The sequence below is a fragment of the Puia sp. P3 genome, from assembly GCF_050632245.1.
Classification (GTDB): domain Bacteria; phylum Bacteroidota; class Bacteroidia; order Chitinophagales; family Chitinophagaceae; genus Puia.
Genome location: NZ_CP192583.1, coordinates 472,885 through 498,211, shown reverse-complemented (window position 1 = coordinate 498,211; position 25,327 = coordinate 472,885). Strand labels below are relative to the sequence as shown.

At 48.4% G+C, this 25,327-nt stretch carries 32 protein-coding genes and 1 pseudogene; 17 read left to right on the top strand and 16 right to left on the bottom strand.

Annotated elements, in window-relative coordinates:
- The first annotated feature begins 237 nt into the window (after positions 1 to 237).
- Positions 238 to 960 carry an ABC transporter permease gene (locus tag ACQ86N_RS02960; RefSeq protein ID WP_431213874.1) on the top strand — a complete coding sequence of 241 codons (723 nt, stop codon included), beginning with the start codon at positions 238 to 240 and terminating at the stop codon, positions 958 to 960.
- 3 nt (positions 961 to 963) lie between these two features.
- Here the strand turns inward: ACQ86N_RS02960 and ACQ86N_RS02955 are convergent, their stop codons facing one another.
- Complete coding sequence (locus ACQ86N_RS02955; protein ID WP_431213873.1) at positions 964 to 2,346, bottom strand: vanadium-dependent haloperoxidase; 1,383 nt, start codon at positions 2,344 to 2,346, stop codon at positions 964 to 966.
- A gap of 442 nt (positions 2,347 to 2,788) precedes the next feature.
- Between ACQ86N_RS02955 and ACQ86N_RS02950 the strand changes: the two genes are divergently transcribed.
- The 3 genes from ACQ86N_RS02950 to ACQ86N_RS02940 all read left to right on the top strand — a co-directional run bounded on the left by ACQ86N_RS02950 (position 2,789) and on the right by ACQ86N_RS02940 (position 4,398).
- Positions 2,789 to 3,052 carry a hypothetical protein gene (locus ACQ86N_RS02950; RefSeq protein WP_431213872.1) on the top strand — a complete coding sequence of 88 codons (264 nt, stop codon included), beginning with the start codon at positions 2,789 to 2,791 and terminating at the stop codon, positions 3,050 to 3,052.
- Between the two features lie 13 nt (positions 3,053 to 3,065).
- The gene (locus ACQ86N_RS02945) at positions 3,066 to 3,563 is read left to right on the top strand and encodes a sensor histidine kinase (protein WP_431217959.1); all 498 of its coding nucleotides are present in this window, start codon (positions 3,066 to 3,068) and stop codon (positions 3,561 to 3,563) included.
- A gap of 115 nt (positions 3,564 to 3,678) precedes the next feature.
- Complete coding sequence (locus ACQ86N_RS02940; protein ID WP_431213871.1) at positions 3,679 to 4,398, top strand: LytR/AlgR family response regulator transcription factor; 720 nt, start codon at positions 3,679 to 3,681, stop codon at positions 4,396 to 4,398.
- A gap of 39 nt (positions 4,399 to 4,437) precedes the next feature.
- Here the strand turns inward: ACQ86N_RS02940 and ACQ86N_RS02935 are convergent, their stop codons facing one another.
- Both ACQ86N_RS02935 and ACQ86N_RS02930 read right to left on the bottom strand, forming a co-directional pair.
- Positions 4,438 to 4,770, bottom strand: coding sequence for an EthD family reductase (locus tag ACQ86N_RS02935; RefSeq protein WP_431213870.1), 333 nt, complete (start codon positions 4,768 to 4,770; stop codon positions 4,438 to 4,440).
- A gap of 123 nt (positions 4,771 to 4,893) precedes the next feature.
- On the bottom strand, positions 4,894 to 5,397 hold the full coding sequence (locus ACQ86N_RS02930; protein WP_431213869.1) for a hypothetical protein: 504 nt from the start codon (positions 5,395 to 5,397) through the stop codon (positions 4,894 to 4,896).
- A gap of 425 nt (positions 5,398 to 5,822) precedes the next feature.
- On the opposite strand from ACQ86N_RS02930, the gene ACQ86N_RS02925 reads away from it, so the two are divergent.
- Together ACQ86N_RS02925 and ACQ86N_RS02920 are read left to right on the top strand one after the other, a co-directional pair.
- A complete protein-coding gene (locus tag ACQ86N_RS02925; protein ID WP_431213868.1) occupies positions 5,823 to 6,023 on the top strand; it encodes a hypothetical protein in 201 nt (66 codons plus the stop codon).
- A 2-nt stretch (positions 6,024 to 6,025) separates the two neighbouring features.
- On the top strand, positions 6,026 to 7,051 hold the full coding sequence (locus ACQ86N_RS02920) for an amidohydrolase family protein (RefSeq protein WP_431213867.1): 1,026 nt from the start codon (positions 6,026 to 6,028) through the stop codon (positions 7,049 to 7,051).
- Positions 7,052 to 7,102: 51 nt separating this feature from the next.
- Here the strand turns inward: ACQ86N_RS02920 and ACQ86N_RS02915 are convergent, their stop codons facing one another.
- Complete coding sequence (locus ACQ86N_RS02915; RefSeq protein ID WP_431213866.1) at positions 7,103 to 9,241, bottom strand: GH92 family glycosyl hydrolase; 2,139 nt, start codon at positions 9,239 to 9,241, stop codon at positions 7,103 to 7,105.
- A complete protein-coding gene (locus tag ACQ86N_RS02910; RefSeq protein ID WP_431213865.1) occupies positions 9,178 to 9,396 on the bottom strand; it encodes a hypothetical protein in 219 nt (72 codons plus the stop codon). The genes ACQ86N_RS02915 and ACQ86N_RS02910 overlap by 64 nt, the downstream gene beginning before the upstream one ends.
- Before the next feature lie 179 nt (positions 9,397 to 9,575).
- On the opposite strand from ACQ86N_RS02910, the gene ACQ86N_RS02905 reads away from it, so the two are divergent.
- The 5 genes from ACQ86N_RS02905 (at position 9,576) to ACQ86N_RS02885 (ending at position 13,701) form a co-directional block, all read left to right on the top strand.
- Entirely contained in the window at positions 9,576 to 9,902 is a 327-nt protein-coding gene (locus tag ACQ86N_RS02905; RefSeq protein WP_431213864.1) for a hypothetical protein, read from the top strand.
- A 268-nt stretch (positions 9,903 to 10,170) separates the two neighbouring features.
- Positions 10,171 to 11,451: a hypothetical protein gene (locus ACQ86N_RS02900; protein ID WP_431213863.1), complete on the top strand. Its 1,281-nt coding sequence runs from the start codon at positions 10,171 to 10,173 to the stop codon at positions 11,449 to 11,451.
- Between the two features lie 116 nt (positions 11,452 to 11,567).
- Positions 11,568 to 11,822, top strand: coding sequence for a MazG-like family protein (locus tag ACQ86N_RS02895; protein WP_431213862.1), 255 nt, complete (start codon positions 11,568 to 11,570; stop codon positions 11,820 to 11,822).
- Positions 11,823 to 11,837: 15 nt separating this feature from the next.
- Positions 11,838 to 12,320, top strand: coding sequence for a hypothetical protein (locus tag ACQ86N_RS02890; RefSeq protein WP_431213861.1), 483 nt, complete (start codon positions 11,838 to 11,840; stop codon positions 12,318 to 12,320).
- The gene (locus ACQ86N_RS02885) at positions 12,202 to 13,701 is read left to right on the top strand and encodes a DNA/RNA helicase domain-containing protein (RefSeq protein ID WP_431217958.1); all 1,500 of its coding nucleotides are present in this window, start codon (positions 12,202 to 12,204) and stop codon (positions 13,699 to 13,701) included. The genes ACQ86N_RS02890 and ACQ86N_RS02885 overlap by 119 nt, the downstream gene beginning before the upstream one ends.
- A gap of 163 nt (positions 13,702 to 13,864) precedes the next feature.
- Here the strand turns inward: ACQ86N_RS02885 and ACQ86N_RS02880 are convergent, their stop codons facing one another.
- Positions 13,865 to 14,281 (bottom strand): hypothetical protein, encoded by a 417-nt coding sequence (locus ACQ86N_RS02880; RefSeq protein ID WP_431213860.1) that lies wholly within the window; start codon positions 14,279 to 14,281, stop codon positions 13,865 to 13,867.
- Positions 14,278 to 14,892: a transposase gene (locus ACQ86N_RS02875; protein WP_431213859.1), complete on the bottom strand. Its 615-nt coding sequence runs from the start codon at positions 14,890 to 14,892 to the stop codon at positions 14,278 to 14,280. The genes ACQ86N_RS02880 and ACQ86N_RS02875 overlap by 4 nt, the downstream gene beginning before the upstream one ends.
- A 496-nt stretch (positions 14,893 to 15,388) precedes the next feature.
- On the opposite strand from ACQ86N_RS02875, the gene ACQ86N_RS02870 reads away from it, so the two are divergent.
- Complete coding sequence (locus tag ACQ86N_RS02870) at positions 15,389 to 15,586, top strand: transposase (protein WP_431213858.1); 198 nt, start codon at positions 15,389 to 15,391, stop codon at positions 15,584 to 15,586.
- Positions 15,587 to 15,903: 317 nt separating this feature from the next.
- On the opposite strand, the gene ACQ86N_RS02865 is transcribed toward ACQ86N_RS02870, so the two are convergent.
- The 3 genes from ACQ86N_RS02865 to ACQ86N_RS02855 form a co-directional block, all read right to left on the bottom strand.
- Positions 15,904 to 16,455 (bottom strand): nucleotidyl transferase AbiEii/AbiGii toxin family protein, encoded by a 552-nt coding sequence (locus tag ACQ86N_RS02865; protein ID WP_431217957.1) that lies wholly within the window; start codon positions 16,453 to 16,455, stop codon positions 15,904 to 15,906.
- 79 nt (positions 16,456 to 16,534) lie between these two features.
- On the bottom strand, positions 16,535 to 16,822 hold the full coding sequence (locus ACQ86N_RS02860) for a nucleotidyl transferase AbiEii/AbiGii toxin family protein (protein WP_431213857.1): 288 nt from the start codon (positions 16,820 to 16,822) through the stop codon (positions 16,535 to 16,537).
- Positions 16,803 to 17,219 carry a DUF6088 family protein gene (locus ACQ86N_RS02855; RefSeq protein ID WP_431213856.1) on the bottom strand — a complete coding sequence of 139 codons (417 nt, stop codon included), beginning with the start codon at positions 17,217 to 17,219 and terminating at the stop codon, positions 16,803 to 16,805. The genes ACQ86N_RS02860 and ACQ86N_RS02855 overlap by 20 nt, the downstream gene beginning before the upstream one ends.
- Positions 17,220 to 17,431: 212 nt before the next feature.
- Between ACQ86N_RS02855 and ACQ86N_RS02850 the strand changes: the two genes are divergently transcribed.
- The 4 genes from ACQ86N_RS02850 to ACQ86N_RS02835 all read left to right on the top strand — a co-directional run bounded on the left by ACQ86N_RS02850 (position 17,432) and on the right by ACQ86N_RS02835 (position 19,933).
- A complete protein-coding gene (locus ACQ86N_RS02850) occupies positions 17,432 to 17,722 on the top strand; it encodes a hypothetical protein (RefSeq protein WP_431213855.1) in 291 nt (96 codons plus the stop codon).
- Positions 17,723 to 17,745: 23 nt separating this feature from the next.
- A complete protein-coding gene (locus ACQ86N_RS02845; RefSeq protein ID WP_431213854.1) occupies positions 17,746 to 18,279 on the top strand; it encodes a hypothetical protein in 534 nt (177 codons plus the stop codon).
- A 141-nt stretch (positions 18,280 to 18,420) separates the two neighbouring features.
- On the top strand, positions 18,421 to 18,867 hold the full coding sequence (locus tag ACQ86N_RS02840) for a hypothetical protein (protein ID WP_431213853.1): 447 nt from the start codon (positions 18,421 to 18,423) through the stop codon (positions 18,865 to 18,867).
- Between the two features lie 109 nt (positions 18,868 to 18,976).
- The gene (locus tag ACQ86N_RS02835) at positions 18,977 to 19,933 is read left to right on the top strand and encodes a hypothetical protein (RefSeq protein ID WP_431213852.1); all 957 of its coding nucleotides are present in this window, start codon (positions 18,977 to 18,979) and stop codon (positions 19,931 to 19,933) included.
- A gap of 212 nt (positions 19,934 to 20,145) precedes the next feature.
- Here ACQ86N_RS02835 and ACQ86N_RS02830 read toward each other — a convergent pair whose 3' ends face one another.
- From ACQ86N_RS02830 to ACQ86N_RS02805, 6 genes and pseudogenes are all read right to left on the bottom strand, one after another.
- Positions 20,146 to 20,331, bottom strand: a complete 186-nt coding sequence (locus ACQ86N_RS02830) for a hypothetical protein (protein ID WP_431213851.1) — start codon at positions 20,329 to 20,331, stop codon at positions 20,146 to 20,148.
- Positions 20,321 to 20,965 (bottom strand): zeta toxin family protein, encoded by a 645-nt coding sequence (locus ACQ86N_RS02825; RefSeq protein ID WP_431213850.1) that lies wholly within the window; start codon positions 20,963 to 20,965, stop codon positions 20,321 to 20,323. Before ACQ86N_RS02825 ends, ACQ86N_RS02830 begins: the two co-directional genes overlap by 11 nt.
- 97 nt (positions 20,966 to 21,062) lie before the next feature.
- Positions 21,063 to 22,135, bottom strand: a pseudogene (locus ACQ86N_RS02820) (IS3 family transposase); the annotation flags it as partial.
- A gap of 119 nt (positions 22,136 to 22,254) precedes the next feature.
- Positions 22,255 to 22,695, bottom strand: a complete 441-nt coding sequence (locus tag ACQ86N_RS02815) for a hypothetical protein (protein ID WP_431213849.1) — start codon at positions 22,693 to 22,695, stop codon at positions 22,255 to 22,257.
- 195 nt (positions 22,696 to 22,890) lie between these two features.
- Entirely contained in the window at positions 22,891 to 23,118 is a 228-nt protein-coding gene (locus tag ACQ86N_RS02810; RefSeq protein ID WP_431213848.1) for a type II toxin-antitoxin system MqsA family antitoxin, read from the bottom strand.
- 124 nt (positions 23,119 to 23,242) lie between these two features.
- Positions 23,243 to 23,803: a plasmid pRiA4b ORF-3 family protein gene (locus ACQ86N_RS02805; RefSeq protein ID WP_431213847.1), complete on the bottom strand. Its 561-nt coding sequence runs from the start codon at positions 23,801 to 23,803 to the stop codon at positions 23,243 to 23,245.
- A gap of 774 nt (positions 23,804 to 24,577) precedes the next feature.
- Here ACQ86N_RS02805 and ACQ86N_RS02800 point away from each other — a divergent pair.
- Positions 24,578 to 25,162 (top strand): hypothetical protein, encoded by a 585-nt coding sequence (locus tag ACQ86N_RS02800; RefSeq protein WP_431213846.1) that lies wholly within the window; start codon positions 24,578 to 24,580, stop codon positions 25,160 to 25,162.
- Positions 25,163 to 25,327: the final 165 nt, after the last annotated feature.

The following is a 25,327-nucleotide window of genomic DNA, read 5'->3' as shown; positions in this document are numbered from 1 at the left end:
CGCTGAAAGACGATATCCAAAAACTGCCCGGTGTGGTATCGACGGCCATGTCCTCGACCACCCCCGGATCGGGCGCGATGAATGCCTACTCGATCATCCAGAACCGGAAAGGCGAAATGCAGATCTGCTCTCCCGATCTTTTCTTCGTCGATTTCGACTTTATCCCGCAATACGAAATGAAGATAGTGGCGGGCCGGACCTTTTCACGGGATTTCGGCGCCGACACCAGCGCAGTCCATGGTCATCAACGAGCGCGCGCTGAAGATGCTGGGCTATACCAGTCCGCAGGAGGCGATCGGCCGCAATTTCGACCAGTGGGGCAGAAAAGGCAAGATCATCGGGGTGGTCAGGGACTTCCACTACCGGGGTTTACAGGAGGAGATCCGGCCGCTGAGCCTGCGGATCGAGCCGGGTGGATGCAGTATGCTCTCCATAAAGGTGAACACCTCCAATCTGCCCAATACGATCGCTGCGATCGAAAAAGCCTGGCACAGGGTCATTCCGAACCGGCCGTTCAGTTACTCCTTCGTCGACGAGCTATTCGACCGGCAATACCGTGCCGAAGACCGGTTCGGAAGACTGTTCCTTTATTTTGCCATGCTCGCTATCCTTATCTCCTGTCTGGGATTGCTGGGGCTCGCCTCCTACAGCACCCTGCAACGGACCAAAGAGATCGGCGTGCGAAAAGTGTTGGGAGCGAGCGTTTCGGGCATCGTCGGATTATTGTCGAAAGATTTCCTGGTGCTGGTCGGGATCGCGTTCGTGGTGGCGACACCGTTGTCCTTCTGGCTGATGCGGCGCTGGCTGGATGGGTTTGCTTCGCGGATCGACATCTTTTCGGCGTGGTGGATCTTTGCCGCGGCGGGAGTGACGGCCCTGCTGATCGCGATGCTGACGATCAGCCTCCAGGCGATCCGGGCGGCGCTGGCCCCACCAGTCAGGACGCTGCGGGCGGAATAGGTGTCAATCCCTCCGGAATTTCACCTTACTGTCGATGTTTTTTGCTGTTTTTATTCCCTGTTTTGTGCCCTCTTCCACCGCATGACGGGTATGGATACCCCCATACACTCTCGAAATGGCGATAGCATTGGCAAATTCAAGAAACGAACCGTAGGAATAGCTGCCCATGTCCTCCGAACCTTTTCCCAGATCGATCATTTTGCCTTTGTAAGTGTCGTTTATGAAAGCTACAGGATCGCCAAATACAATGGTGAGTGCCTGAGCGAACGCACCGCTAAACACGGCATGGTTTGCGGGAAAATCGGGATAGGGCGGTGTGGGAATATACGGTTTCCACCAGGTAGCCGGGTCGTTGGAGGGCTCTATGACCCTGCGAATGAACTGAAAGGGTCTTTCCTGCATAAAATGGAATTTCCCTTTCATGGATCCAATGGTGGCATCGAACAGGCTCATCCCCGTCCTGGCATAAGCATATGCGGCCATATCGAGCGCCGGATCTTTTTGATCAAGAATCTGTTTGAATACGGCAATATAGCTCGATCCTGACGGATAACCACCCACAGCCGGGTCGTCATAATATTTGGCCAGACGCTTTTGATCATAGGTCAGACTTTTCGACAGGTCATAGACCTCCCTATAATCCTTGTAATAAGGAGAGGTCACGTCTGCATCATTATAAACATAGGGCGTCGAGGTTACGTTATCGATGCTGCCGGCAACCATGGTGCGGGTATCCCCCCAGTAGGCAAGGCCGCTGGCAATGGTAGGGTTATTATTTTCCGGCCACCACAGGCCAGGGCTGTTGTTGGTGAGTACCAGCGGCGGATTTGAAGACCAGGGATGATCTGTAGTGGACCAGGTGAAGATCTTTTCGGCTACGGCTTTTCCGAAGGCTTTTGACCGTTGGAAGATCGCGGTGTCGCCGATCTCCGTTGCATACGCTCCATTCAAACTATCTTCCAGTTTTTGTACGGCGTCGGTCGTTGCGGGGGTGAAGGTAAAAAGTCGCCTGGTCATTTCGGCAAGGGCGGCATTGGCACAGGTGGGCCAGTGATAGGCTTTGCCGGGCTCCGTTGGAGGCATCTGGGGCATTTCGTTCAATTGGCCATTAAGACTCTGGTAGGAGGGCATGCCCGGCACCACGGCTTCGTATAGGGCGACGCCACAATAAGCCATGTATCTTCCGGCGTTGACCCCATAAGAGACAGCGGGGCTGTACAGCAATGGTAGTTGGACGCCCAGCCATTTTTTACGACATCCGAAGAATAGTTCCCTGGTCTGCTGCTGATGACCGTTGGTGTCCGGGTTCGAGTGTTTACGACACGCAAGATTCAACAATGATGCCGTGGCAATCAGCACCATTGCGTAGACGATTTTCTGTTTCATTTTTTAGTATTTAGTATTAGTTAGCAGGGGCAAAATAGAAACAGGTTTTTCTACTATGAACTCTAATCGCTGAACAGGTGCGTTTGCCGGAAACAAGGCCCGTAAAACAGCTGTGTGGCTTTTAAGAGAGAAAAATGTTGTTTGTCTGGGATTGAATGTCGTTTGTCTATTTTGTCCTCAGGCGAATAAATCCTGTGCTTTAATTGCTTAAATTGTGTAAAGCAAGCCACCAGCCTGAATATGATCAACACAAACGAGTTTATTTTTTCCCGGAAATACGGGGTGCTGCGGCACGTCTCGTTCTGGCTGTCATGGCTTTTGGGATGGGCCTGCTTTCTGACTCTGATCTGGTCGGGATTCACCGGCCATCTTATTCGCATCGGGCTTTGGATCCCGGTCTTTATGGCCTTCAGTTATCCCTTCGCCTACATCGCCATTCCCAGTGCTGCTGTTGAAAGGCAAATACCTTCTATTCCTTGCCTCACTCCTTTTCTGGCTTGCAGTCGGTTGGTTCCTGAGCGTTTATTATCTGCGGTATGTATCTGCTCCTGTGCTGGACCGGCTGGGCATGCCGTACGGGGATGACTATGCATGGCAGTGTTTTCTTTGCGTGATGACTACTACGGCCTGTTTCTCTTCTTTATCGCTTGGGAAGCAGTGGTTACTGAAGCAAAGGGACTTCCTGCGGGCGCAACAGGAAAAATAACGGCCGAGCTGCGCTGCTGAAGGCGCAGGTGCATCCGCATTTTCTGTTCAATACCCTTAATAATATCTACTCCTTTTCTCTCGACAGATCGCCAAAAACACCCGAACTTATTTTGAAACTTTCATCATTGCTCAGCTATATGCTTTATGACTGCAAGGCCGAGGAAGTCAGGCTGGAGAAAGAGGTGGAGATCATGAAGAATTATATCGGTCTGGAAAAAGAGCGCTATGGCGATAAAATAGAAATTTCGTGGACTGTGGAAGGTAATATCAGCGAGTATTTTATATCACCGTTGCTGATGCTCCCTTTTCTGGAAAATGCTTTTAAGCATGGCGCATCGGAGCAAATCGAAAAACCATGGATGGGAGTGGATCTATCTGTAGCCAACAATATATTAAAATTCAAGATCACCAATAGCAAAAACGAATATGTCCCGCACAGTAATCATGGCATTGGCATCGACAATGTGAAAAACGCCTCGAGTTTCTTTACCCCGGAAAACATGAACTGAAGATCAACGACGAGGGGGATTTCTTTGCGGTTTCATTAATGGTCAAACTGAGCTCCGGCATCCTGGCCCATACAATGCCGGATCGCCCTCCTGTAACTGCTCAAACTATTGCCACATGAAGCTGCGTTGCCTTCTTATAGATGACGAGCCCCCGGCATTGAAAGTGCTGGTGAAATATATTTCTTCCCTTAATGATATGGAAATCGTGGGCCAGTGCAGAAATGCGATTGAAGCACTTGGCGTATTGCGGCACAAGACGGTCGATGTCATTTTTCTCGATATTAAAATGCCCCGTATTATCGGTACTGAGTTTTTGAAAAATCTTTCCCATCCGCCCAAGGTGATCTTTGTTACGGCTTACCGGGAATATGCGATCGATGGTTTTGAACTGGATGCGGTGGATTATTTGGTCAAACCGGTTTCTTTTGAACGGTTTTTTAAATCCATCACTAAATTGAACCGGATGATGGGCCGAGAGGTGTCTTCGGCCGCTGTGAGTGAAGCGCCTGACCCGGCTGCTTTTATCTACCTGAAGGTGGACAGGGATATGAAAAAGGTTTTTGTAAATGAGATCGAGTACGTCGAAAGCTGGAAAGACTATGTGAAGATCTACCTTACAGGAGGCCGGCATTTTCTGGTAAAGCGGGCGATCAGTGTAATTGAAAATATCTTGTCCGATCATAAGTTCATCCGGGTGCACCGCTCGTACATTGTCTCGCTCAGCAAAATCTCCGGTTATAATGCACTGGCCGTGCAAATAGGGCCATGTGAAATTCCCATTGGGCGACTATATAAACAGTCGGTAATGGAGCGGCTGCAGTCGGCGAAGCTATAACCGCTGGCGATTCATCGGCCCAGGTCCGTCCCGCGGCGGCTATTTCACCACCTTACTAACCAAAATCACCGGAACAACATTCGTATAATTGGCGAAGTCGGCCCTGATGGCGTCCCGGTTCGGGGCAATCGCTGCCTGGTATTCCTCGAGGCTTTTTACGTAAAAAGCGCCGACTGCCATATAGGGCAGCGGCTGGTTGGGCATCCCGCTGGCGAGGCCTTTCTCAATGGTGTACTTTACCAGATTGGAGCCGAGGTATTTGGCGACCATGGGCATGTGTTTGGTCTCATAGTATTCCATATTGAAGGTCTTGCCTTCGGCGTAGGGGTACAGGATGGAAATTTTGATCAGTCCGCTTTCTGTGCTGGCCATGTCCGTGGTTTTATTTTCCTGAGCAAATGAGTTGACGGTCGCGGTTAGGGAGGAGGAGGGAGAGAAGGAGGGTGCTTTTCATTTGTTTTTTTATTAAATCTAAGCACAATAGTCGAGATTTCATCACCGCGGCCTGAACACATAGATCATATTCGAGAACCTGCCTTTGACATACCAACTCTTCCGGCAATAGGACCCGGCGTAGGGAAACGATAATCCGGTAATGAGCTGTTCCGAAAATGTGCCGCTGACCACCAGGTCGTTGCCGATATAGTTTTTGCTGGTCAGCATAATGGTGTCCTGTGCTGTTATCCAGATCGGATTGGTACGGGTGTCTACATATTTGCTCACCGAGTCATTTAGCGGAATGGCCTCATTCTTCCACCAGTTGATCATCCTGGCAAGACCGGTGCCATAAGTTCGACTGACCACTACCGTATCGCCGAAAACGGCAGATCCGCCGCTAAAGCCCGCACTCGAATATCCGAGATTTATATAAGAGGTATCCGCCGGAAGCCCGATGGTGAGCCCGATCGTATTGAACGCGGTGCTCCCTCCGTTGACCGATATATAGGCTCCCCCACCAACAGCCCCGGCTAAACCGTAGGCGGTGATCAGATTTTCCAAAATAAGAGTTGTCGAATTGGACGGTGGATAATATCGACCGTTTAGAACAATCGCCGTGTCGCCGTAAGCGTGGGGAACCGACCAGGAAAAGCTATCCGACACATGACCCATGACGCTGTCATAGTTGTCCGGGTTTAGATTGGATATGGTCAGACTCAGGCTTTGGGTAATCTCGGGAGGCGGCGGCGGTGGGAGTGTAGGGGGTGTGGAGTTCTTGTGACAGGCGAAAAATGGTAGAAGGATTAGGAGTAATGTTTTTTTCATGGGCTGGTAAGATATAAAACTTTTTCGATTGTATCGCTATCAGACGCCGGTGTGCCGTTAGCGAACAGGTTGGCGTTTCACAAATACCTAAACGGCTGGTTATAAGTAGTTTGGAATTTGGCAGCCCAATTGCACCACATTCGCCGGTAAAAAATCATTAAATGCGATTAGTCTATTCGTTATTGCTTGTTATCTTTTTGTCATTCGAAAGCTCAGCCCAGGCGCAGCCGACCACCCTATCCGATGAATACGCCCTCACCGGAGCACTGATCTATCCCGCGCCGGATGAGGCGCCGATCCCGGACGGGGTCGTGATTGTCTCGCACGGAAAGATCATTGCCGTAGGCGGGAAGGGGAAATAGCGGTGCCTTCAGGCATACAAACGATCGATTGCAAGGGGCAGACGCTGGTTGCCGGCTACTGGAATTCCCATGTTCATTTCATGGAAGCGAAGTGGAATGGGGCTGGCCAGCTACCCGCCCAACAGCTGACTGCGCAAATGCAGGACATGCTGACGCGCTATGGTTTTACGTCGGTTGTAGACGTTGGGTCGCTGCTCCAGAATACGCTCGCGTTGAGACGCAGGGTGGTTGTTGGAGAGGTAAAGGGTCCCCGGATCCTGACGGCGGGTATGATCATTTATCCGAAGGATGGCATTCCTTACTATGTCACGGAAAGTTTACCACCCGATGTGGTGGCAGTTGTCAGAAAAATGGGGGAAGCGGCGACGCCTGCAGATGCCGTTCGAATCGTCGATGAACAGCTCGGCCAGGGCTCGGATATCGTGAAGCTGATGGCGGTCAGCATCATGCGCCCCAATGGCCATCTTGAGTTTAAGCCGATGCCTTTGCCCGTCGTGCAGGCAGCTACGGCGGAGGCGCATAGCAAGGGAAAACTTGTTTTCGCCCACCCGACGAATATGGAGGGTATCGAGTTGGTGCTTGCCGGTCACGTCGATGTGCTGGCACACGCTTCGGAAGAACCATCCAAATGGGATAGCACGGTCGCACGTCGGCTAAAGGCCGCCAATGTCACGCTGATCCCTACACTGACCCTTTTTGACAAGGACCAGGATTTCGATGGGATCCTGAAAGAGATAAAGAGCTATTCCGACATCGGCGGCCAGATCATGTTTGGAACGGACATCGGGTTTTTGACGGACTATCCGTCGCTGACGAAGGAATTTGACCACCTGGCGCAGGCTGGATTGACATTTTCGCAGATCTTGGCGACGTTGACTACTGTTCCGGCGGCAAGGTTAGGGTTTGGAGATTCCACGGGGGCGATCAAGAAGGGGTTGGATGCGGATTTTGTGTTGTTGGATGGTGACCCGGCGAAGGATAACAGTGCTTTTTATCATGTGGCGATGACGATCAGGCAGGGGGTGTGATTTATCAGAAGGGGAAGTGACGTATTCCGGGAAGTTCGTGTTGCACCGGTATTATTGCGCTGACGGCGGAGGTATTTTAACTCCCCATTGCTTATTTGGTGTTGGGCCCATGATGAAGAGCAGTTTGCCGCCCTTCATCAGATCGTCGCGGTACAGCCAGCAGTCGTGCAATGGCAGGCCATTGAACTGCACGGACTGGACATAAAGGTTGGCGGCGCTGTTGTTGGTTGTTTCAATGCTCAGCTGTTTTCCATTGCCCAGCCGGATAACTGCCTTTTGAATAATCGGGCTGCCGAGCTCTACGATGGGCTTTGCGTCCGTAAAGCCTTTTACGTCGAACAGGCCCAGGGCGGCCATGATATACCAGGCGCCGAGTTGCCCCTGATCTTCGTCCTGACCGTAACCATAGCCGTGTATGGGTTCGATACCGTAGAATTCGTTGCAAATGGCGCGGGTCCATTTCTGCGTGAGCCACGGTCTTCCGGAAAAATTAAAGAGCCAGCTGACATGAAGGCTTGGTTCGTTGCCGTGGTTATAGATGGAGGTGATGCCCGCGAACGCATTGATCGTTTTTCCGCCGCCGAAACCGTCCTTTTCGGACTTTTCGAAAATGTCGTTCAACTGTTCATTGAAGTAGTCGCGGCCCAGCGTGGCGACCAGATCGTGCGGATTCTGCGGAACATAGAAGGTGTATTGCATGGCGTTGCCTTCCTGGTAGCCGCGCCATGGCGCGTAGGGATCGAATTTATCGATGAAGGAGCCGGCTGCTGTTTTGGGCTGCAGGAGTTGGTTCGTCGGATTATAGAGAAGGCGCCAGCCGTTGGAAAGCCGGATCAGCTGTTCATAGTCTTCCTGTTTGCCCAGTCGCTTCGCCATCTGCGCTGCGGCGAAGGCGCTGAAGCTGTACTCCAGGGTATGCGAGGCGGAGAAATGCGCACCGGAGCTGTCGGTTCGGTCTTCTTCGAGATAAGGGGAATAGCCATACTTCAGGAATGCTTTTGTATCCATTTTACCGGACCCGACCGGCCGGTCCTTCCAGCCCAGCTCGTTGTTCTTTATGGCCTGCCACGCCTTTTCGACATCGTAGTCGCGCAGACCTGTCTGGTAGCCTGCGGCTATCGCGAGACCTACGAGATTGGTGCCCACACCGGATACGTATTCGCTGTTGGCGATCCCGTCACCAAACCAGCCTTTGTCGGCACAGACCTGCAGCTGTGTATGGACAAAATCCCTGTAATATTCGGGATAAGACAAGGACCACAGCTGTGTAAGGTTCCAGAAAGCGCCCCAGATGGCGTCGGTATTGATAAAGTTATAGTTGTTTGGCTCCAGCTGTCCGGCCACGCCGCCGTGTTTCGGATAGGCGCCGTTCACGTCGCTGGCCACTCCCCTACCCAGCAGCGCGTGGAAGAGGCCGGTATAGAACTTGACCTTGTTGGTCCGGCTGGTATCGGTGATCGTTATGCGGCCCAGCTGGCGGCGCCATTCCTCCTGTGCCTTTGCTTTCGCCTCATCGAAGCTGAGGTCTTTTGCCTCGGCGAGCAGGTTTGCTTTTGCGTTGGCGATGGAGGTGTAGGAGAGGCCGACCTTGATGCCGATCTGTTCATTGCGGGTTGTCGTATAGTTGAGGTTCAAGCCGGTGGTAAAGCTGCCGGTCGACAGTGGTGCTTTCGAGACTTCACCATAGATGTACATGCTCACTTTCCCGCCCGGGTCGTATTTCTGGACATATTTGGGGTTGGTGATCACGTAGCCCTCAAAGTGCGTGGGGTCAACCATTTTAATGCCGGCGTTTGTCACGGGGCCGCTTTCCCCTGAACGCTGCCCATGTCGAGGATGATATGGGACTGGTCGCTGGCCGGGAAGGTATACCGGTGAAACCCGACTCTTTTGGTGGCGGTCGAGCTCGGCGGTGATGTCGTAGTCATCGAGCAGCACTTTATAATAGCCAGGTTCCGCCTGCTGGTTCTTCCTGGCGAATGCGGACCGATAGCCGCTGCCGGGTTTATCGAGGTCGCCAGGCACCGTTCTCTGGGCCCCGACCGTCGGCATGAAGCAGACCCCGCCCACCTGCCATTCGTGAAAATGAACGAATCCTTCGATGGAATTCTGGCGGGTATCGTAGCCTACTGCTTCCCAGCCGCTGGCGTTACCGTAGTGGCCGTTGGTAGATGGCGCCAGCTTGGCCATGCCCTGGGGACGGCCGCGGGGGTGTAATAGAACCAGCGGCTGTGGGCGGTGCCGACCTCCGGGTCGACGTACTGGAGGAGGTCCCGGGCGGTGGAGATGAGGGAGGTGGCAAGAGATGCCTGCAGGAAAAGAAAGCGTAACAGAATGTTTTTCATCGTTGTATTTTTCCGATAGACCAAAGATCGGGTATGGAGGCGGATTTCCTATTGACTGGCTTCTTCGCAAATTCGGAAATCCCGAAATTATTCAGCGAAAAAAACGATAGGGTGCTCTAAATCATAAAATCTCATCTCAAACGTTATCCTCCTGCCCATCTCTACCTAAACTCCATACCATGGCCCTCCGCCTCCTTCTGGCCCCGATCCTCATTCTGGGCATGTCCCGCTGCATGGCGCAGATAGAGAAACTGCCAACTACAGACGAAATTGTACAATTTGTCCGGAAGGTCGCTCCCGACTATAGCTCAATTTCCTCCACGCTTGGCTTCCGGCAGATCGCCCGCGCCTCCTTCGACTCGCTGGTCAGCACTTTACCATCTCCAATCTTTCGAGAAGGCCGACCTCCGATGGCAATGGCAGAACAGATCTCATTTTCAACGGCTCGAAGTACTACCAGTCCACAACGGGTCCGGTCGCTGAGTCGCTGTCTCTGGCCATCCTAAGCTTTGGAAAGGACAGTTTTTTGTACGGGAACTGAAACTGGATCACTTCGAAGATATTATTGCGCGTCCGGTACAGCTAGGGGGTAAACAGTATCTCCAGGCGATTCGAGTCAACCAACGCTATTTTGCCGGTAAATACCACGCCATATACCATATAGATACGCTGGTTTGGGCATTCAACGCCTTTATCGAAAAGGGGCCGGCGGTAAAAAGAAAGATCACAAAAATTGATTACAGTGGCTTTAATGGGCTTGCCTTTGGGGGCAATATGACCCTCAGAATCGTTAGGGACAGCATCCGGATGAAGAAGGATCTATACGAATATTATAACGGCGAGAAGACCGGAGGGGTATTGCTAACCCGGCTCGATTCCAGTACCTGCCAACGGCTCTATGGACTGTTGAATGCGATTGATTTCGTGAACCTTAAAGATAGTTTTGAAATCAGTTCGTCCGATGCGAGTACGGGGACCCTGAGGATCAGTTACGACGACGGCCGGACAAAAACGATAACCGACTACGGGACCTGCGGAACCTATGGACTGGCGGAGATCCACCAGTTGCTGTATGGCCTGACTGAAACTCAGCACTGGGCAAACGCCGATCCGAAAAGGCCGAGATGCATCGATAGCCTGCGGTCGGACGCAGAAGTCCTGGGCCTGGTAAGAACGCTATATACGGACTATCCCTCTCTGGAATTCGATCCGGAGGATTCTGTCGATGCGCTGCCCGACTATCGGGAACGGCTGGCTGCTTTCGGCGGGCAGCGATGGCAAAAAGCCGACATTGACGGAAATGGATACACCGACCTTCTCTTTAACGGCTACCTGAATAAAGACTGCAAGTCGAGCCAATACTCCGTCGCGGTGCTGTCCTTCGGTGGTGACAGCCTTGTCCAGGAACAATATTGCCGGGGCAAACGGCTTTTCGCCGCCAAAATCATCCGTAACAACGGTCATGATAATATACAGATCAGTTATCTGCAAGCTATCGAAGATTCTATGCAGAAAAAAGGATATCACCTCGCGGCCAGGGAAGACACACTTACGGCTGAGGACGGCCTGATAGTAGAACTTCCGACGCCAGTATTGCATCACATTGAAAAGCTGAACGTGCATCTGCAGATCGGCCATGACAGCATGGTGGTCACATGCGATACCCTCTACTGGTATAAAAATGACGCCAACCCGCCCGATACCGGCAATATCTGGAAAGACAGTATAAACCTCTATATACTGACAGACCCTGCGGCCAGCCAAAAACTGCTTTCGATTGCCGCCGGCATCCGATTTGAACGTCTGAACCCGGAGTTGCTGATGCCGAATAAGTTTATGCGGAATTTTGGATCGACCTGGTATTTTGAATACGATGGAGGGAAGCGGGGACAGTTTGAATCGGACGGGCTAATTGGCTCCTACCGTCTTGCGGCGCTGGAAAGACGGGTTTGGGAGGTAGAGCATATGCGGACGGATTGGAAATTGACCGCAAAGTCCGGCGATACGCAATGGCCCGCCGTTGACGCAATGACCCGATATTTTGGTCAATTCTGAATTTTGGAATAACTTACCCCAAACGTAAAGCATGTCTGACAGTCAAGCCATTACAGATGCCCTTGTGAAGTTTCGGGACGATCGTCAGTGGGCACAGTTTCACGACTCCAAGAATCTTGCCACTGGCTATTTCCATCGAGGCGGCGGAGTTGAACGAACTGTTCCTTTGGAAGGAGGGGCCTGCTGCGGAGGAGGTAAATAAAGACAAATTGAAAGAGGAGTTGGCCGATATATTTTCTTTTTGCTTTTTACTCGCTGCCAAACATCAGTTGGACGTGAAGGAGATCATTCTGGACAAGATCCGGTTGAACGACCAAAAATACCCGGTTGAAAAGGCCAGGGGAACCGCAAAAAAATACAACGAACTCTAAGCATTATCCTTATCCATGATCGTTTATCAGAAGAACAAAGAGGAATTCAGCAATGACGTGCTGACAAATGATATAGACGGAATTATCACGCGGGCCATAAAAACTATCACCGGCAAGGCCATCGCCGCCAGCGAGGTGAACGCCTACCGGCAGTCGCTCCACTATATGGACACCGTCCTTCACGACAAGGATATCCCCGATGACTGCGGCATCTCCATCGAATACCATATCCCAAGTACATCCAAACGGATCGACTTCCTGATTACGGGTTCAGATGGCAACCGGGACAATCTGATCATTGTGGAGCTAAAAGGCTGGTCGGAAGCCCGACTGACAAGCAGAGCAGGACGGGATGGTCGACACGCGGCTGCAGGGCAGGATGAACACGACTACACACCCTTCCTATCAGGCCTGGTCGTACGCGGGGTTGCTTCAGTCTTTCAATGCGACCATCGAAGAGGAGTCCATCTTCGTTCAGCCCTGTGCCTATCTGCATAACTATGCACCGGATGACGTATTGACCAATGAATTTTACAGCTATTATATAGAGAAGGCTCCGCTCTTCCTCAAACCGGACGCGGTCAAGCTGAGGGAGTTTATCAAACGATTCATGAGACACGGGGACCGCCGCAACCTGATTGCCCGGATCGAAAACGGCAAGATCAGGCCCTCGAAAAGTCTGGCCGACAGTCTTCGATCGATCATGAAGGGTAACCAGGAGTTTATCATGATCGATGACCAGAAGGTAGTTTATGAAGAGGCACTCTGGCTTGCCGCGCATTCCAATGAGAAGACGAAGAATGTGCTTATAATCGAAGGAGGACCGGGAACCGGCAAATCCGTGGTCGCTGTCAATCTGTTGGTGGAATTGAATCGCCGCGGGCTGATGGCGCAGTATGTCACGAAGACCAGTGCGCCGCGGGAGGTCTATTTTGATAAATTGAGTCCTGATCGCCGCAAGCCCGAACTGAAGAATTTATTTGTCTCATCTGGGTCGTTTATGTCGGCGCCGAAGAATTCGGTTTCTGCCCTGATCGTGGATGAGGCGCATCGGCTGACGGAGCAGACGGGGTTTTTAAAGATGGGCGAGAACCAGGTCAAGGAGATTATTAATACGGCTACGTTTTCTGCGTTCTTTATTGATGAGGATCAGCGGGTACATATTAATGACTATGCAGAGAGCTGGATCATCGAGGAGTGGGCTGCGAAGTTGGGGGCGAAGGTCACGAAATTGAGCCTGGCGTCGCAGTTTAGGTGTGCGGGGTCGGATGGGTATTTGGCGTGGCTGGATAATCTGCTGCAGATCCGGGAGACGGCTAATGAGAACTTTTTGTCATCGGGGTTTAAATACGACTTTCGGGTAGTTGAAAGCCCTTCCGAGTTGCGCGACCTGATCTATGAGAAGAACAAGGTGAATAATAAGGCAAGGCTGGTTGCGGGGTATTGTTGGGATTGGAAGAGTGCGAAGGATGCTGGCGCTTATGATATTACCTTTCCTGAGTACGACTTTCAAATGCGCTGGAACTTGAAGTCCTATGGTTCGACCTGGATCATCGATCCTAACTCAGTTAAGGAGGTTGGGTGTATACATACTTGCCAGGGGCTTGAGGTTGATTATATTGGGGTTATAATTGGAGAGGATTTAATTTACCGTGACGGGCAAGTGCTGGTTGATCCGACTAAACGGTCGAAGGATGATAAGTCAATATTTGGGTATAAGAAGTTGATGAAGGACAAGCCGGAGGAGGGGAAGATTTTGTTGAGGGCGATTATTAAGAATACATATAGGACGTTGATGACGAGGGGGATGAAGGGGTGTTATGTTTATTGTGAGGATGAGGGGTTGAGGGAATATATTAGGGACAATTTGGCTTCATGAAGCTCAGGCACCGTGAAAACACTAATGTCATTGACTTAAGGGTTTCACACGTCTTTGTAATTCATATGATACAGTCTTGGCGGTCGTCGCTTTCGGTTTTCATGCCTGCCAGGTCGAACGATTTCTGTGTTAGCGGCCACCTGTTTGTCGAAGACAGCAAGTGCTAATCTGATGGTCCTTTTAATGAACATGCCGATGAGGATACATTTGGTCGACCAATAAGCAAAGGTGCGGTTGATCTTTTTACGGTGCCTGATCTTGCCTTTCTGTTTATCTGCAGTGCTTTCTGCAATGACTTTTCCTCTATAGGGAACGCCAGTGCTGCACATAAGGTCATCATCATCACCTTGGCATAAATATCCTGCTTAACGGCGGTAGCGGTCTTGCCGCTGAAGGCTTCCACCTGCACCCGGGCCTTGTACATCTTGTAACCTTCCTCCGCACCCCAGCGGATCTGATACAGTTCACCGAGTTCCGGCAGCTTGTATTTTACGGTATCTAATAACGAGGTGCCCAATATTTCCTCCTCTCCATTCTCCAGTGCTATCTTAACCAGCCTGCATTTGACTTCCCTTTTCATCGAGGGAACTGTTCGGCAAAGCTATCATAGTATTTATCCGGCACGGTCAACGTTACTATCGTATCCCGCTTGCGGCTGGCTCTAAACTCCCTGACCGGCAACCAGTGCTCCCTCATCCGGACGATGAAGTGAATGCCCCTGGATTGCAAGCCGGCAAACAGCGCTGCGCCAGGATATCCGCGATCCAGCAGCAATATATCTCCCCGCTCCACCTTTGGCAGATGCTTCAATAACAGGTCTTGTTCGTTGCCATCCGTCGGACCGGTCTGCACATCCAACGTCAGATAGTTCACCGGATCATACAGCGCGGACAGCAGGCACATGCTCTTGGGCAGGTCTTTGTTCTTTCCCCTACCCATGCCTCTTCTGTCAAACTCCTCGTGGATGCTCGGATGGTTCGGCAGGTTCAGATAAGTGCCATCGACCGCCAACAGCTTCTGTCCATGATAACCGTAGTAATCGACTTCCTTATAGAAGTCCTTCCAGATAATATCGTTGAGCTCAAGGAACGCTTCGGGCGCCAACTTCCGTCTCGACCGGCTGAACCCACTCTTGGTGATCCTGCGGATGTTGAACTGCTCGTTCTCCGTCTCGCTTAAGAAGCGGTCCATCTCCCGTTGTAGTCCCGTCTTTCCCATTCTTAATATACTGATTATCAAATGACCAAACGGAAGCAGACGATTCCTGGTGAAGGCCCCTTCCTGGCCGTGCGTGTGACGGCCTTTGAATGCTTCGCTGTCATTGATATGGTAGTTTAGTTTGTTGGTTACTTTGATCCGGTAATCTTTTTTTGGTTTTCGGCGATCACACCGCCCCTTCTTATATACTCATTACAAATTACTTCATTATCAATACCCACCCCACCGTGAAAACACCTTTTCTTGCTTAAGTCAACGACATTAGTGAAATCACCCATTTTTACAACTATTCCCTTACAAAGTGTATTATGATACACTTTAGGCCTTATTTTTACGAGATTGCAACCATCAAATCTCAAAAGTGCAATTTGCCACAATATTTGACTGATTTTAAGCCAGTGTACGTCTAAGGCCCCCGGAAGTCGTCCGCGGAGGGTTAGAGAAAAATCTCTAACTTAAACGCCCAAACTTGGAAAAAGTACGATTTACGGAGACTCAGATCATCTCCACTCTCAAGCAGCAGGAAGCCGGCATATTCGTCAAGGATTTCGCCCGGGAACATGGTATTAGCGAAGCCACGTTCTATAATTGGAAGGCAAAATACGGCAGTATGGAGGCCAATGAGGTGAGGCGTATGAAGGACCGGAGGAAGAAAACGCCCGTCTAAAAAAGGATCGTAGCCAACATGACTTTGGAGATCGATGCCGTCAAGCACGTGTTGGAAAAAAAGTTCGGTGGCCTAACGACAAACGGGAAGCAGTGAGCATAATGGTCTCTGATAAGGGGATGAGTGTCCGTCAGGCCTGTAAGATAGTTGATACACCTGTAAATCAGGGGTCTCCAAATATATCGCGCAACAACCGCGGGCAAAATACTCGCCGACTACTTCCCAATACAGAAAATGAAAACACCCGGTTTCAGGGCGTTTTAGCGAAATTAGTGACAGATTAGTAACAAGCTATTTTCGAATCCAAAACCGTTTCACTATTCCAATATATGTTCCACAAGATCTTTCAACTTTGCCATTGCCTTAGAATAGGTTGGTACTCCGCCGGCAGCATATGACATACCCTGAACGAAACGAGTGTATTCGGTAGCGTATTCCGTATCGGTAGCTAGGATTTCCATTAATATCTGAAATTTTTGCACTATTGGCAAGCCGGAGGTCTTGTCACAGCGGTGGTCATCCTGTCCAATCATCCCGACTGTCAAATGCTTAAAGTCAGGGTGGGCGATTGCATAGGGTTGCAGGGCTGCCAGGTCATGAATATGTCGAGCTAGGTCCGGATCGTCGTCTTTTGGTTGGCGAACCCGGTCAGGAACACGCCAAAGCAACGCGCTTATTTTGTCAACAGCACTTTCCACGGGGTCGATGCAGGCGACGGCAGGTATTTCTGGATTCGTTTTAGTCAATTCAGCGATCAAAGAAGATACTGAACGGAGCAGAGGTAAGAGCGATAGATCTGACTCTGTAAACTCTATCTGGAGATGAGGTCGAAGTGGGGCCGAGGAATCGACTACGGATGGATAATCTATGTCGAACGAAAAAAGTGATTCTCATCCCTTGACTTCCATTTAACGGCGTCCGGTGGAAACAGCATGGTAATCGTTTCCTTTAGACGGTTCCTGCTGATAGAAGTCTTCGCCGACTACTCCTGGATAATGGTGGCTGTTGAGGCAGGATTAGCCGGAAATCGATATCCTCAGAAAAGCGTTGGAGAAGACGATGAGCTTTAGATAGAGCAGTCCCACCGGTGAAGATCAACTGCGCACCGAAAAGATCTGTGCTGATAATTTCACGGATCATTTGCACGACATACCAATCTTTTTCTACAAAGGCAGGATCGATACCCAGTTCGAGAGCAACCTCTATAATAAGTGTTTTATTGGGCGCGGCGTTCATAGGCAACGGCTATATTGTTATAGCCGATCTTACGGCTGATCCGATTATTTACACTGATTGACCGGCCGGTTGGTACTTGTGTCGAGTTCCCCTGTTGGTACTCTATTGCTGCCCGGGATGGGCCAGGATCAGCCCCAAGAAGGACCAAAGCTTTCTGGGCCAGCTCCGGCAGGGGTTCCACTGGCACGGTATTGCCTGTTAAGGAAGATATCTTTCCTTTAGCGTACAGTCCGTATCCGATCTTAACCAGTTTTCCTTTTTTAGTAAGCATCAATAAGGCTCTTCCGACCTGGTCGTATCCACCCAGATCATCAAAGTCTTCGCGCAACAAAACAGGTGACTTCTTGCGTGCGATCCTAGCCGCTATCCTACCTTCTAATGTTTTATTATATTTCATTGTATATTAGCACACTAAGGATACAAAAATACGACAATTTACCTAAACAAACATACGACAATTTTAAGTATAAAACGTAACAATTTTTGAGCAGACTCACCCCTTGGATAATTATTCAGCTTAACCAACTAAACCCATAATCTATTGAAAGTCAGCATTAATAAACCATCGCCCAAAATAACTTATTTTAGCAGCATAAGCTATAAGTTTCCATGAATAATTACCATAGTTTACGTGTTGTTTGCAATGAAACCACTGCTCTTTCACGAACGGTTATTGATGAGTTCCTCATGTACTACGCGGCCCAGCGGGAAGGTCTTGAAAAAGAAATGGATCAGATACTGTCACCATTTAGGCAGGTTACGAACACCTTTCAACCTGGACTGCTCGGAATGATCAAAGCTCAATACATCGGTCAACGTATTTTCAAAACGGATGGATTTATCAAGAAATATCTAAACCATGCTACTGTAAAAGCGCTTATCCGCAACAATCCATCATAAACTCCCCGAACCAAACTAAATCTATGTTGAAAGGAATAGTAACCGCCGTTTTATTCTTGATAGTTACAACTGTAAAAGCCCAGTTAGGAGTGATCAAGATGGTTGGAAACAATACAAGCAATTATACCCTTGGGGTCGGCGCGTATATCAAAGGGGCTTTCCCCATTTCCCAGGCGAGTGATGTTACACTGGAGCTGGGTGCGAATTTGTTCTTATTAAAGGATGGGGGCAGCGGGGATGGGACGGCTGTCGTGCCCATAAAAGCTGGTTATCGTTATTCGCTAAATGGATCAGGAATGGGGCTTTATGTTGAACCCCAGATTGGCTATAATATTTACGGCGTATCGTCTGTTAATGTAGACGGCTATACGCAAAACCTCAAATTTCATGGATTGGTATGCGCTGCAGGTACAGGCTATCTATTTTTAATAGGGAACATGCCGCTTGATCTACACCTGCGTTATGAAACAATTATGGCCCATGGGGGCTCCGATAATTACGTTAGTCTGGGGCTATCTTTTTACCTGCATTTTGGGAGAAAAGATTACGACCAATAAAAAATGAACTATGAGACATCTATTCGTAGCCTCTTTAGCGATCTTACTTCTATCGTCGTGTTTCAAGCAATCGATTGCCGATGCTATGCTCGCCGATCAAAATTCCGGAACGCCGGGCGGGGTTCTCCAAATGTTGCAACTATGAGTTATGCGATTAATGGAAATGCGGTATCAGCTTCTGTTAATGACCCCGATAGTCAATCGCCTACTAGTTATCAGTTGGGATGTAGTAAAACGCTTTATCCGGGCACAAACAGCACTGTCTACAGCCTTGATCTTTTAAGCACGACGGGAGAACTGGCGTTTACATTTTTCACGGATAGTTTAAAAGTCGGAAATTACATTTATACAAGTACTTATGGCGATATGTTTGTCCTAAGCTACAACAACACCGACGAATTTGTACATGCGCCGAAAGATAGCATCAGCTTTAATGTAACATCGTACACGAAAGGTCATATAAGCGGAGATTTTTCAGGACGACTTACGCCGATGGTCACGGCTGGTTATCCGACGAACACTTATGGTGTTTCGGGGTCGGTTTTGATTACTAAAGGTGTTTTTAAGGATATTCCTGTGTTTTATTGAGTGCATGTTCTCCTCACCAATCTATCTACCGGCATAGCATTTTTAATTTTCTTCGTACCGTATTTATTTTGGTTCCGATTTCACAAATGGAATCACTAATGACCCGAAAATGAACCAGTTTTCAAATAATGGAAGGCCAATTCGAATGGATGTCATATCTGGGCAGTTACTTTTCATCGACCCTGCTTACTTCGAAGACATCGCCGGCTCCGTCGACGGTCTACAGGATATCCCCCGTTCCGATATGAAAAGCTTCATTAAGGAGGTAGAAAAAAGAGTCTTCCCCTATGGCGGAGGTTCACTTATTGGCTTCAGGCAACTGGAAGAGGACGTCAAAACGTATGACTTTGATCCTATATTGGTCACCCACTACGACTCTGGCGAAGCGCAGGGCGAAGCAATAGAAAAGCAGGCCATCAACAAGTCAATCACTGCTTTTGGGACAGATACCGCCTCATTTCTGGTAATTGATTTAGCCAACTTCGATGCACTGCTTCCACTGCTACATTCAGACGATCTATTCGATCTCCCTGACAATATAGTGAATGGTTACATTGAAAAGATAAATTCGTGCCTCGGAAACCGGGGATGGGCGTATGTTTCAAGTCCTGGCATAGGAAAAGGTTATGATTTCGAAGGGGACGGCTCTTATTTTCTCAAAGAAGACAATTACTTGCAGAAAAATGCATACTTCGGCCCCCTCGCAATGGCATCCGCCGTCACTAGCGATGATCCTGAAATGCTCGAACAGGTCCTTTTAGCTGGAGGAAATGTAAATGCCGAACTGGAATCTGGTCGGACGCCAATGCATTTGGCAATGGACGGGGCAATCGACGGAATGCTACAAAGCGGTCGGGATTCCCCATCTCCCGAAGCAATAGAAATAATTCGAATTTTGGTATCTCATGGCGCGGACCTGGAGAAAAGAGATTGGCAAGGGGAAACAGCGTTGGACTCCATAAATTCCTATGCTGGCAATGAAGAAGGCTTCAAATCTCTCGTGGCCATGTTCCGTGAAATAATCCCGAGTCTGGACGGCAGAATTCAATACCAAAAGCATAGATAAACTCTAATGCACTTTGGTAAAAACCTTTTGGCCACTATAGGCCAAAGTCAGCAACTATCGGCAAAATAAAAACCCTGGAAATCAGGGGTCTCAAAAATATCGTGCAACAACCGCGGGCAAAATGCCCGCCGACTACTTCCCAATACAGAAAATGAAAACGCCCGTTAACAGGGTGTTTACGAAGATTTAGTAACAGATTAGTGACATGGAATTTATGCTTTTGTGGAAACTCGTGACAAGAGCTCCTTAGCCGGAACCCGCTTAACTTCCCCGCCTTCAGAAATCACAAGGGAACGGCCTTTAGCAGCGCTTTCCTCGACTAATTTTCGCGAAGCTTCAGTCATCCCTTTTAGGATTTTGTCTGATAACTGGTCAAGTTCTGATTTATTATCTTCCATACTCCTTACTTTGAGCATTTATTGCATCCCAAATATAATAATTTTGAACGATATTTTCGCCGGTTAAAGTGCCCTTTGCGATTAGTTCAGGCACAACATCCTTATTGTTCACTATTATCCAACTGTTACAAACCGGTATATACAAATTAATAAGATTGTAAATCCCCCTGTGGTATCGCCGTCTCACGATCTCTTCCGGAATGTGATGACCGCCTGCCGCAACTCGATCAGTTACTCGCTGAATAGCCGTCTCTGGAGAATCCAGCCAAATGAAAAGAAGTGTCACATTATAGCCGGCATGTTGAGCCGCTTTGACCAATGAAACATAGCTTCTGGTCGCTAATGTCGTCTCAAATGCAAAATCAACCCCTGCTTGCATCAAGTCATGAATCCGTGACAACATTAGCCGCCCAGCCTCAATTGCCACGCTTTCAGGGTTAAATGGAGACAATCCCGCAGCTATGCTATCGGCATTTACGAATTCCTTACAATTAAGCATTTCCGGCAAGATTGTAAAGCTCGCCGTCGTTTTGCCAGCACCATTGCATCCTGCTATTATGTATAAATTAGGCATGTTGTAAGCTTCCCTTAAAACTACGCCACCGTCACTTAGAGTTTTCGGTTTGTTTTTCAACCATTTTATCCACTAACCGGCTCTCTTCAATTGTGAAAGGATTTCCGTTCGCCGTTTGTGGATAAAGCTTCACCTGTAATACCTGGCGTTGGTAATACTGTTCAGCATATTTGACTGGTGATAAATACCCCAGTGATTTATGCGGGCGCTCAGTGTTATAATCCAGCTGCCATTCTTCAGCCATCATCCGGACTTCCGGCAGACTGTAAAACAAGTAGGCGTTCAACAGTCCACGGCGCATGGTTCCGTTTTTACGCTCTATGTAAGCGTTCTGGGTTGGCTTTCCCGGCTGGATATAGACTAGCCTGATTCCATTAGCCTCGCACCATTCCCTGGAGCAAATGACTGATAAATTCTGGCCCGTTATCTGTCCGCAAGCAGGCCGGTTTGCCGCGGCGTGCGATGATCCTTTCCAACACCCGGATAACTCGTCGGCTTGGCAGGGAGGTATCTACCTCAATAGCCAATGATTCCCGGTTAAAATCGTCTATGATGTTCAATACCCGGAACTTTCGACCGTCTACCAGGGCATCGCTCATGAAGTCGATGCTCCAGACCTCGTTAGGCCCTTCCGGAAGGAATAACGCTTCCCGGATTCGGGCTGGTAGCCGCCTTTTAGCCCTTCTGCGGATATTCAGCCTCATCTCTGTATAAACCCTGTATATCCGCTTATGATTCCACATAAACCCTTTATTCCTTAATCGATGATAGGATTGCCAAAACCCAATGTCAACATGCTTTTCTGTCAACGCCGTTAGCGCCTCCTGGACCGGTACATCATCTTTGGGCATGGATTTATATTCGTAGGTGCTTCTGGGGATGGCTACGATCTTGCACGCCTTGCGAACACTCAGTTGCTCCTGTTCAACCAGGTAACCAACCGCGTCCCGTTTCTCCGCAGGCGTTATAGCTTTTTTCGATTAGGTTTTTCATGGCCCGGTTCTCGATGCTAAGCTCGGCATACATCTTCTTCAACTCGGCATGCTCGGCCTCCAGGTCCTTCAGCCGTTTAACATCAGAGACTTCCATGCCGCCGTACTTCGACTTCCAATTGTAAAAGGTAGCTTCGCTAATCCCCAGATCCCGGGCGATATCCTTCACGGAAATGCCCCCTTCCTGCTGCTTCAGGGCTGACACAATCTGACTTTCTGTAAATTGTTTGCGTTTCATAATTCAAGTTTAAAGTTAACAATTCATTCAATTGGTAACTCTAATTCTTGTGGCCGGAGTTCGGGGGAGCCGACAATGTGTCCTTCCTAAAAATTAATGTGTCCGTAAAAACTAATTTGTTACTCTTTTCCCGTAGCCGATCGCCAGTTCACATCGAATTGAACACCTTTTTCATAGTAAGGAGGCAATGCTACTTGAATATGAAATACCTCTGGAGGCTCTTCCCTTAATCGTCTACTACAAAATATTTCGAAAATGGTATGGTCTTTTGTAATCTTCCAAACCGATAAATTCATCCATGCTGGTATCTTATAGTCATGAATCATCAACTCCGCTACATCGTTAGCAGCAAGTGCTCTACCTTTATGCAAACGCCAACTCTGCAAATTGAAGATTTCATCTTTCGTGAGATGTTCATCATTAAGATCTATCATCCAGCTATTAGGCACGATAGTATACAAATGGGTATCTGGAAATTGGTTCATACAAAAACTCTTCGTCAAATCGACGGTCAATTTCGAGTCAGCAGTAAGTCGTTGAAGAAATGCAGTCTTGTCCACTTTTCTACAGATCAAATGAGTAAATTCTCTACCAAAATATGAAGATCATCCGATTATTTCACTATTAATTTCCCTCATTGAATATCAGTTCATAGAATTGATTAGTTTAATATCCACAGGTGACAATACAGAAAGTGAAAACCCGCGATTCTAGCGGGTTTTAGCGAGTTTAATCACAGATTAGTAACAAGGAAATCAGGCTACTTTCAGCTTCACAACTTCCAGCTCGGCCCCCTTCTCAATAGCGTCATTCCCCGTTTGCATAATTGCCCGGGTGGTATCTTCCGAAAGATAATAGTGCCCGCAGTTGGTGCAGACTTCTGCAGGAACGTTTTTGATCAATACAATCGACCCGTTTCTTTCAAGGGTCACAGTTACCGTTCCCTTTTCTGTAGTTCCGACTTTACACAATGCGCATTCCATAATTAACTTCTTTTTGATTTGAAACCGGGCTCTCAGATACCCGGATCCGGCTCATAAGCCGTAATAACAATACAATTATCAAGCCTGAAAACTCAAACAATATACTGAAAATCAACATATTGTATCACTCTAGTAAACATAGCCTCTTATTCACTTCCCGGATGCTGCAGAAATCGGCGTCCCACTTTTCACCCTTAACAAGTCCCAGCCATTCCCGGTATTCTTTTAACTCCTTATCGCCAGAGATCTTCAACATTTTCACCATTTCCTGATAACCGTGCATTCCACCCACGTCTTCAGGCGGACAGGCACCAGCACCTCCGATACACCAGGGAGAAGACATCTCTTTTGCCTCTTTCTTCTCAAAGGTGACGCGATGTCTCCAGTAATCTCCAAAATCGTAAATGTAATAATATTGGTCTCCGGGTTTCTTAAATATCCGGCTGATCTTAGTCCTTCTTGCATCAATGATCTCTGTATCTGTATCCAGTCCATAGGGAACACCATATCCGGTTGCGTCGGTAAGATCCTTCTCGCAAAACTGGAACAGATGGCTGTTCTCCCAACCAAAAGCCCCCTGGAACGCCATGTGTAACTTATATAACGTATACTCGGCCGGTACAACAATCCTTCTCCAAACTAACGGACTACTATCCTCCAGCTCTATATAAAAATGACTGATCATGAACAAATTTACAGAATCCCTTCTCACCCGCGCAAATAGCATATTCTTTCCCAAAACATGTGGACCGGATTGTTCTGCGGGTGTTCAAGCTGGTGTTACGTATACTTATACTGTTGTTGGAGAAAGTACAAGATAATTTCTCTTTTGTGTATGAAATTAATAAATGTAAGAGCTAACTAATGTATTAGTTATATCAACCATAGTAAAAAAACAATTTCACGAAAAAGGCAGAAATAATCTACGGGCCTTGAGCTGGAAAATGTATCATACCGTATCAAATCGTATCATACTGTATCAAAGCGTATCAAAATACAAGGCGATAACCTAAAGATCACCCCAAACTCCACCGTCGTCCCAACTTTGGTAACAATATTTTGGCCACTAAAAGCAAGAGAAGGCAAATAAAGGCAAAAGAAAACCCCTGATAACCAGGGGCTCAAGAATATATCACGCATCAACCGTGCATCAAAAGCGCCCCGCTACTTCCCAATACAGAAAATAATAAATGTTGATTTCCAATTATTTAGGGATGTCGAGGTCCAGACAGGAAGCGCCAGATTTGCACCAAAACCTCGGCCCATCCCGGACAGTTCGTCGGTTTGTTTTCTCTTCTGTGTTCTCCCCAGGATCCGACTTGTTGGAGTCCATTCAAAATTACGACAAAACATCACTGCATGCCGACCAAACCGATATTTCGCGCCGAGCGACAGGAAAGCCTGAAAAGTTGCTACCTTTTCCCACAGACTTCGGAATGCACATAAGAAATGTTTTATCTTGTCGCCGACAACAAAACGTAAGCGCTGCATGACGAATATTGATTCCCAAAAACTGACTTCCGTTCTTGAGAACGACTCTCTTTCTCCAGGCAACAAATTGTTCACACTTTCCGACGAATTGTCTCATTTGCTGTGGAACAACCTCGAAAACCGAATCCCGAGCGAATTCGAAAAAGTCGAGGCAACGCTATTCGCTTGCGTATGGACCATGAAAATTCTCGCACGTAAGTACCCACCTCTCTTCGACGAATTTCAAAAGGCTACCGTCACTGGTATAACAGAGAATGCTTCAATTAAAGTATTGACAAGAATGGGAGAGGTCGGAGAGCGCGAAGGAGAGTCCTTTCTATCGATTCGACTTAAGTTCTATATCGAGCAGACGAATGACATGTATTCCAAGGGATATAGCTTTGGAAAGTTGTTATATCCCTTATATGTAAACCCGATGAGCGCTCTATCGCGAGATAAGAGTAGTGACCACGACGCTGGCGATTTTCTAAAACTAATGTCAATCTTCACGACGGGGCTGAAATATTATGACAAAACAATTAATGATATCTTTCAATTACTTGAACAGGGCTAACCTGCTGTCAGAATGCCATACAACCCTCGAAGGACGTAGCATTGAATGCAGGAGTAATTCTATTAGGAATTGCTCCGCAATTGGTAAATGATGGCCAGGACAATGAGTAACAATCGCGCAATCCAATAGAAAATTGTGTTGAGTGTAGCAAGTCTAACGATGTCC

Coding starts and splice junctions, on each gene's coding strand:
- ACQ86N_RS02960 (WP_431213874.1), top strand. CDS start 238: ATGGTCATCAACGAGCGCGCGCTGAAGATGCTGGGCTATACCAGTCCG.
- ACQ86N_RS02955 (WP_431213873.1), bottom strand. CDS start 2,346: ATGAAACAGAAAATCGTCTACGCAATGGTGCTGATTGCCACGGCATCA.
- ACQ86N_RS02940 (WP_431213871.1), top strand. CDS start 3,679: ATGAAGCTGCGTTGCCTTCTTATAGATGACGAGCCCCCGGCATTGAAA.
- ACQ86N_RS02935 (WP_431213870.1), bottom strand. CDS start 4,770: ATGGCCAGCACAGAAAGCGGACTGATCAAAATTTCCATCCTGTACCCC.
- ACQ86N_RS02925 (WP_431213868.1), top strand. CDS start 5,823: ATGCGATTAGTCTATTCGTTATTGCTTGTTATCTTTTTGTCATTCGAA.
- ACQ86N_RS02915 (WP_431213866.1), bottom strand. CDS start 9,241: ATGGCCAAGCTGGCGCCATCTACCAACGGCCACTACGGTAACGCCAGC.
- ACQ86N_RS02910 (WP_431213865.1), bottom strand. CDS start 9,396: ATGAAAAACATTCTGTTACGCTTTCTTTTCCTGCAGGCATCTCTTGCC.
- ACQ86N_RS02905 (WP_431213864.1), top strand. CDS start 9,576: ATGGCCCTCCGCCTCCTTCTGGCCCCGATCCTCATTCTGGGCATGTCC.
- ACQ86N_RS02900 (WP_431213863.1), top strand. CDS start 10,171: ATGACCCTCAGAATCGTTAGGGACAGCATCCGGATGAAGAAGGATCTA.
- ACQ86N_RS02890 (WP_431213861.1), top strand. CDS start 11,838: ATGATCGTTTATCAGAAGAACAAAGAGGAATTCAGCAATGACGTGCTG.
- ACQ86N_RS02885 (WP_431217958.1), top strand. CDS start 12,202: ATGAACACGACTACACACCCTTCCTATCAGGCCTGGTCGTACGCGGGG.
- ACQ86N_RS02880 (WP_431213860.1), bottom strand. CDS start 14,281: ATGAAAAGGGAAGTCAAATGCAGGCTGGTTAAGATAGCACTGGAGAAT.
- ACQ86N_RS02875 (WP_431213859.1), bottom strand. CDS start 14,892: ATGGACCGCTTCTTAAGCGAGACGGAGAACGAGCAGTTCAACATCCGC.
- ACQ86N_RS02860 (WP_431213857.1), bottom strand. CDS start 16,822: ATGAACGCCGCGCCCAATAAAACACTTATTATAGAGGTTGCTCTCGAA.
- ACQ86N_RS02855 (WP_431213856.1), bottom strand. CDS start 17,219: ATGAAATATAATAAAACATTAGAAGGTAGGATAGCGGCTAGGATCGCA.
- ACQ86N_RS02850 (WP_431213855.1), top strand. CDS start 17,432: ATGAATAATTACCATAGTTTACGTGTTGTTTGCAATGAAACCACTGCT.
- ACQ86N_RS02845 (WP_431213854.1), top strand. CDS start 17,746: ATGTTGAAAGGAATAGTAACCGCCGTTTTATTCTTGATAGTTACAACT.
- ACQ86N_RS02840 (WP_431213853.1), top strand. CDS start 18,421: ATGAGTTATGCGATTAATGGAAATGCGGTATCAGCTTCTGTTAATGAC.
- ACQ86N_RS02835 (WP_431213852.1), top strand. CDS start 18,977: ATGAACCAGTTTTCAAATAATGGAAGGCCAATTCGAATGGATGTCATA.
- ACQ86N_RS02830 (WP_431213851.1), bottom strand. CDS start 20,331: ATGGAAGATAATAAATCAGAACTTGACCAGTTATCAGACAAAATCCTA.
- ACQ86N_RS02810 (WP_431213848.1), bottom strand. CDS start 23,118: ATGGAATGCGCATTGTGTAAAGTCGGAACTACAGAAAAGGGAACGGTA.
- ACQ86N_RS02805 (WP_431213847.1), bottom strand. CDS start 23,803: ATGATCAGTCATTTTTATATAGAGCTGGAGGATAGTAGTCCGTTAGTT.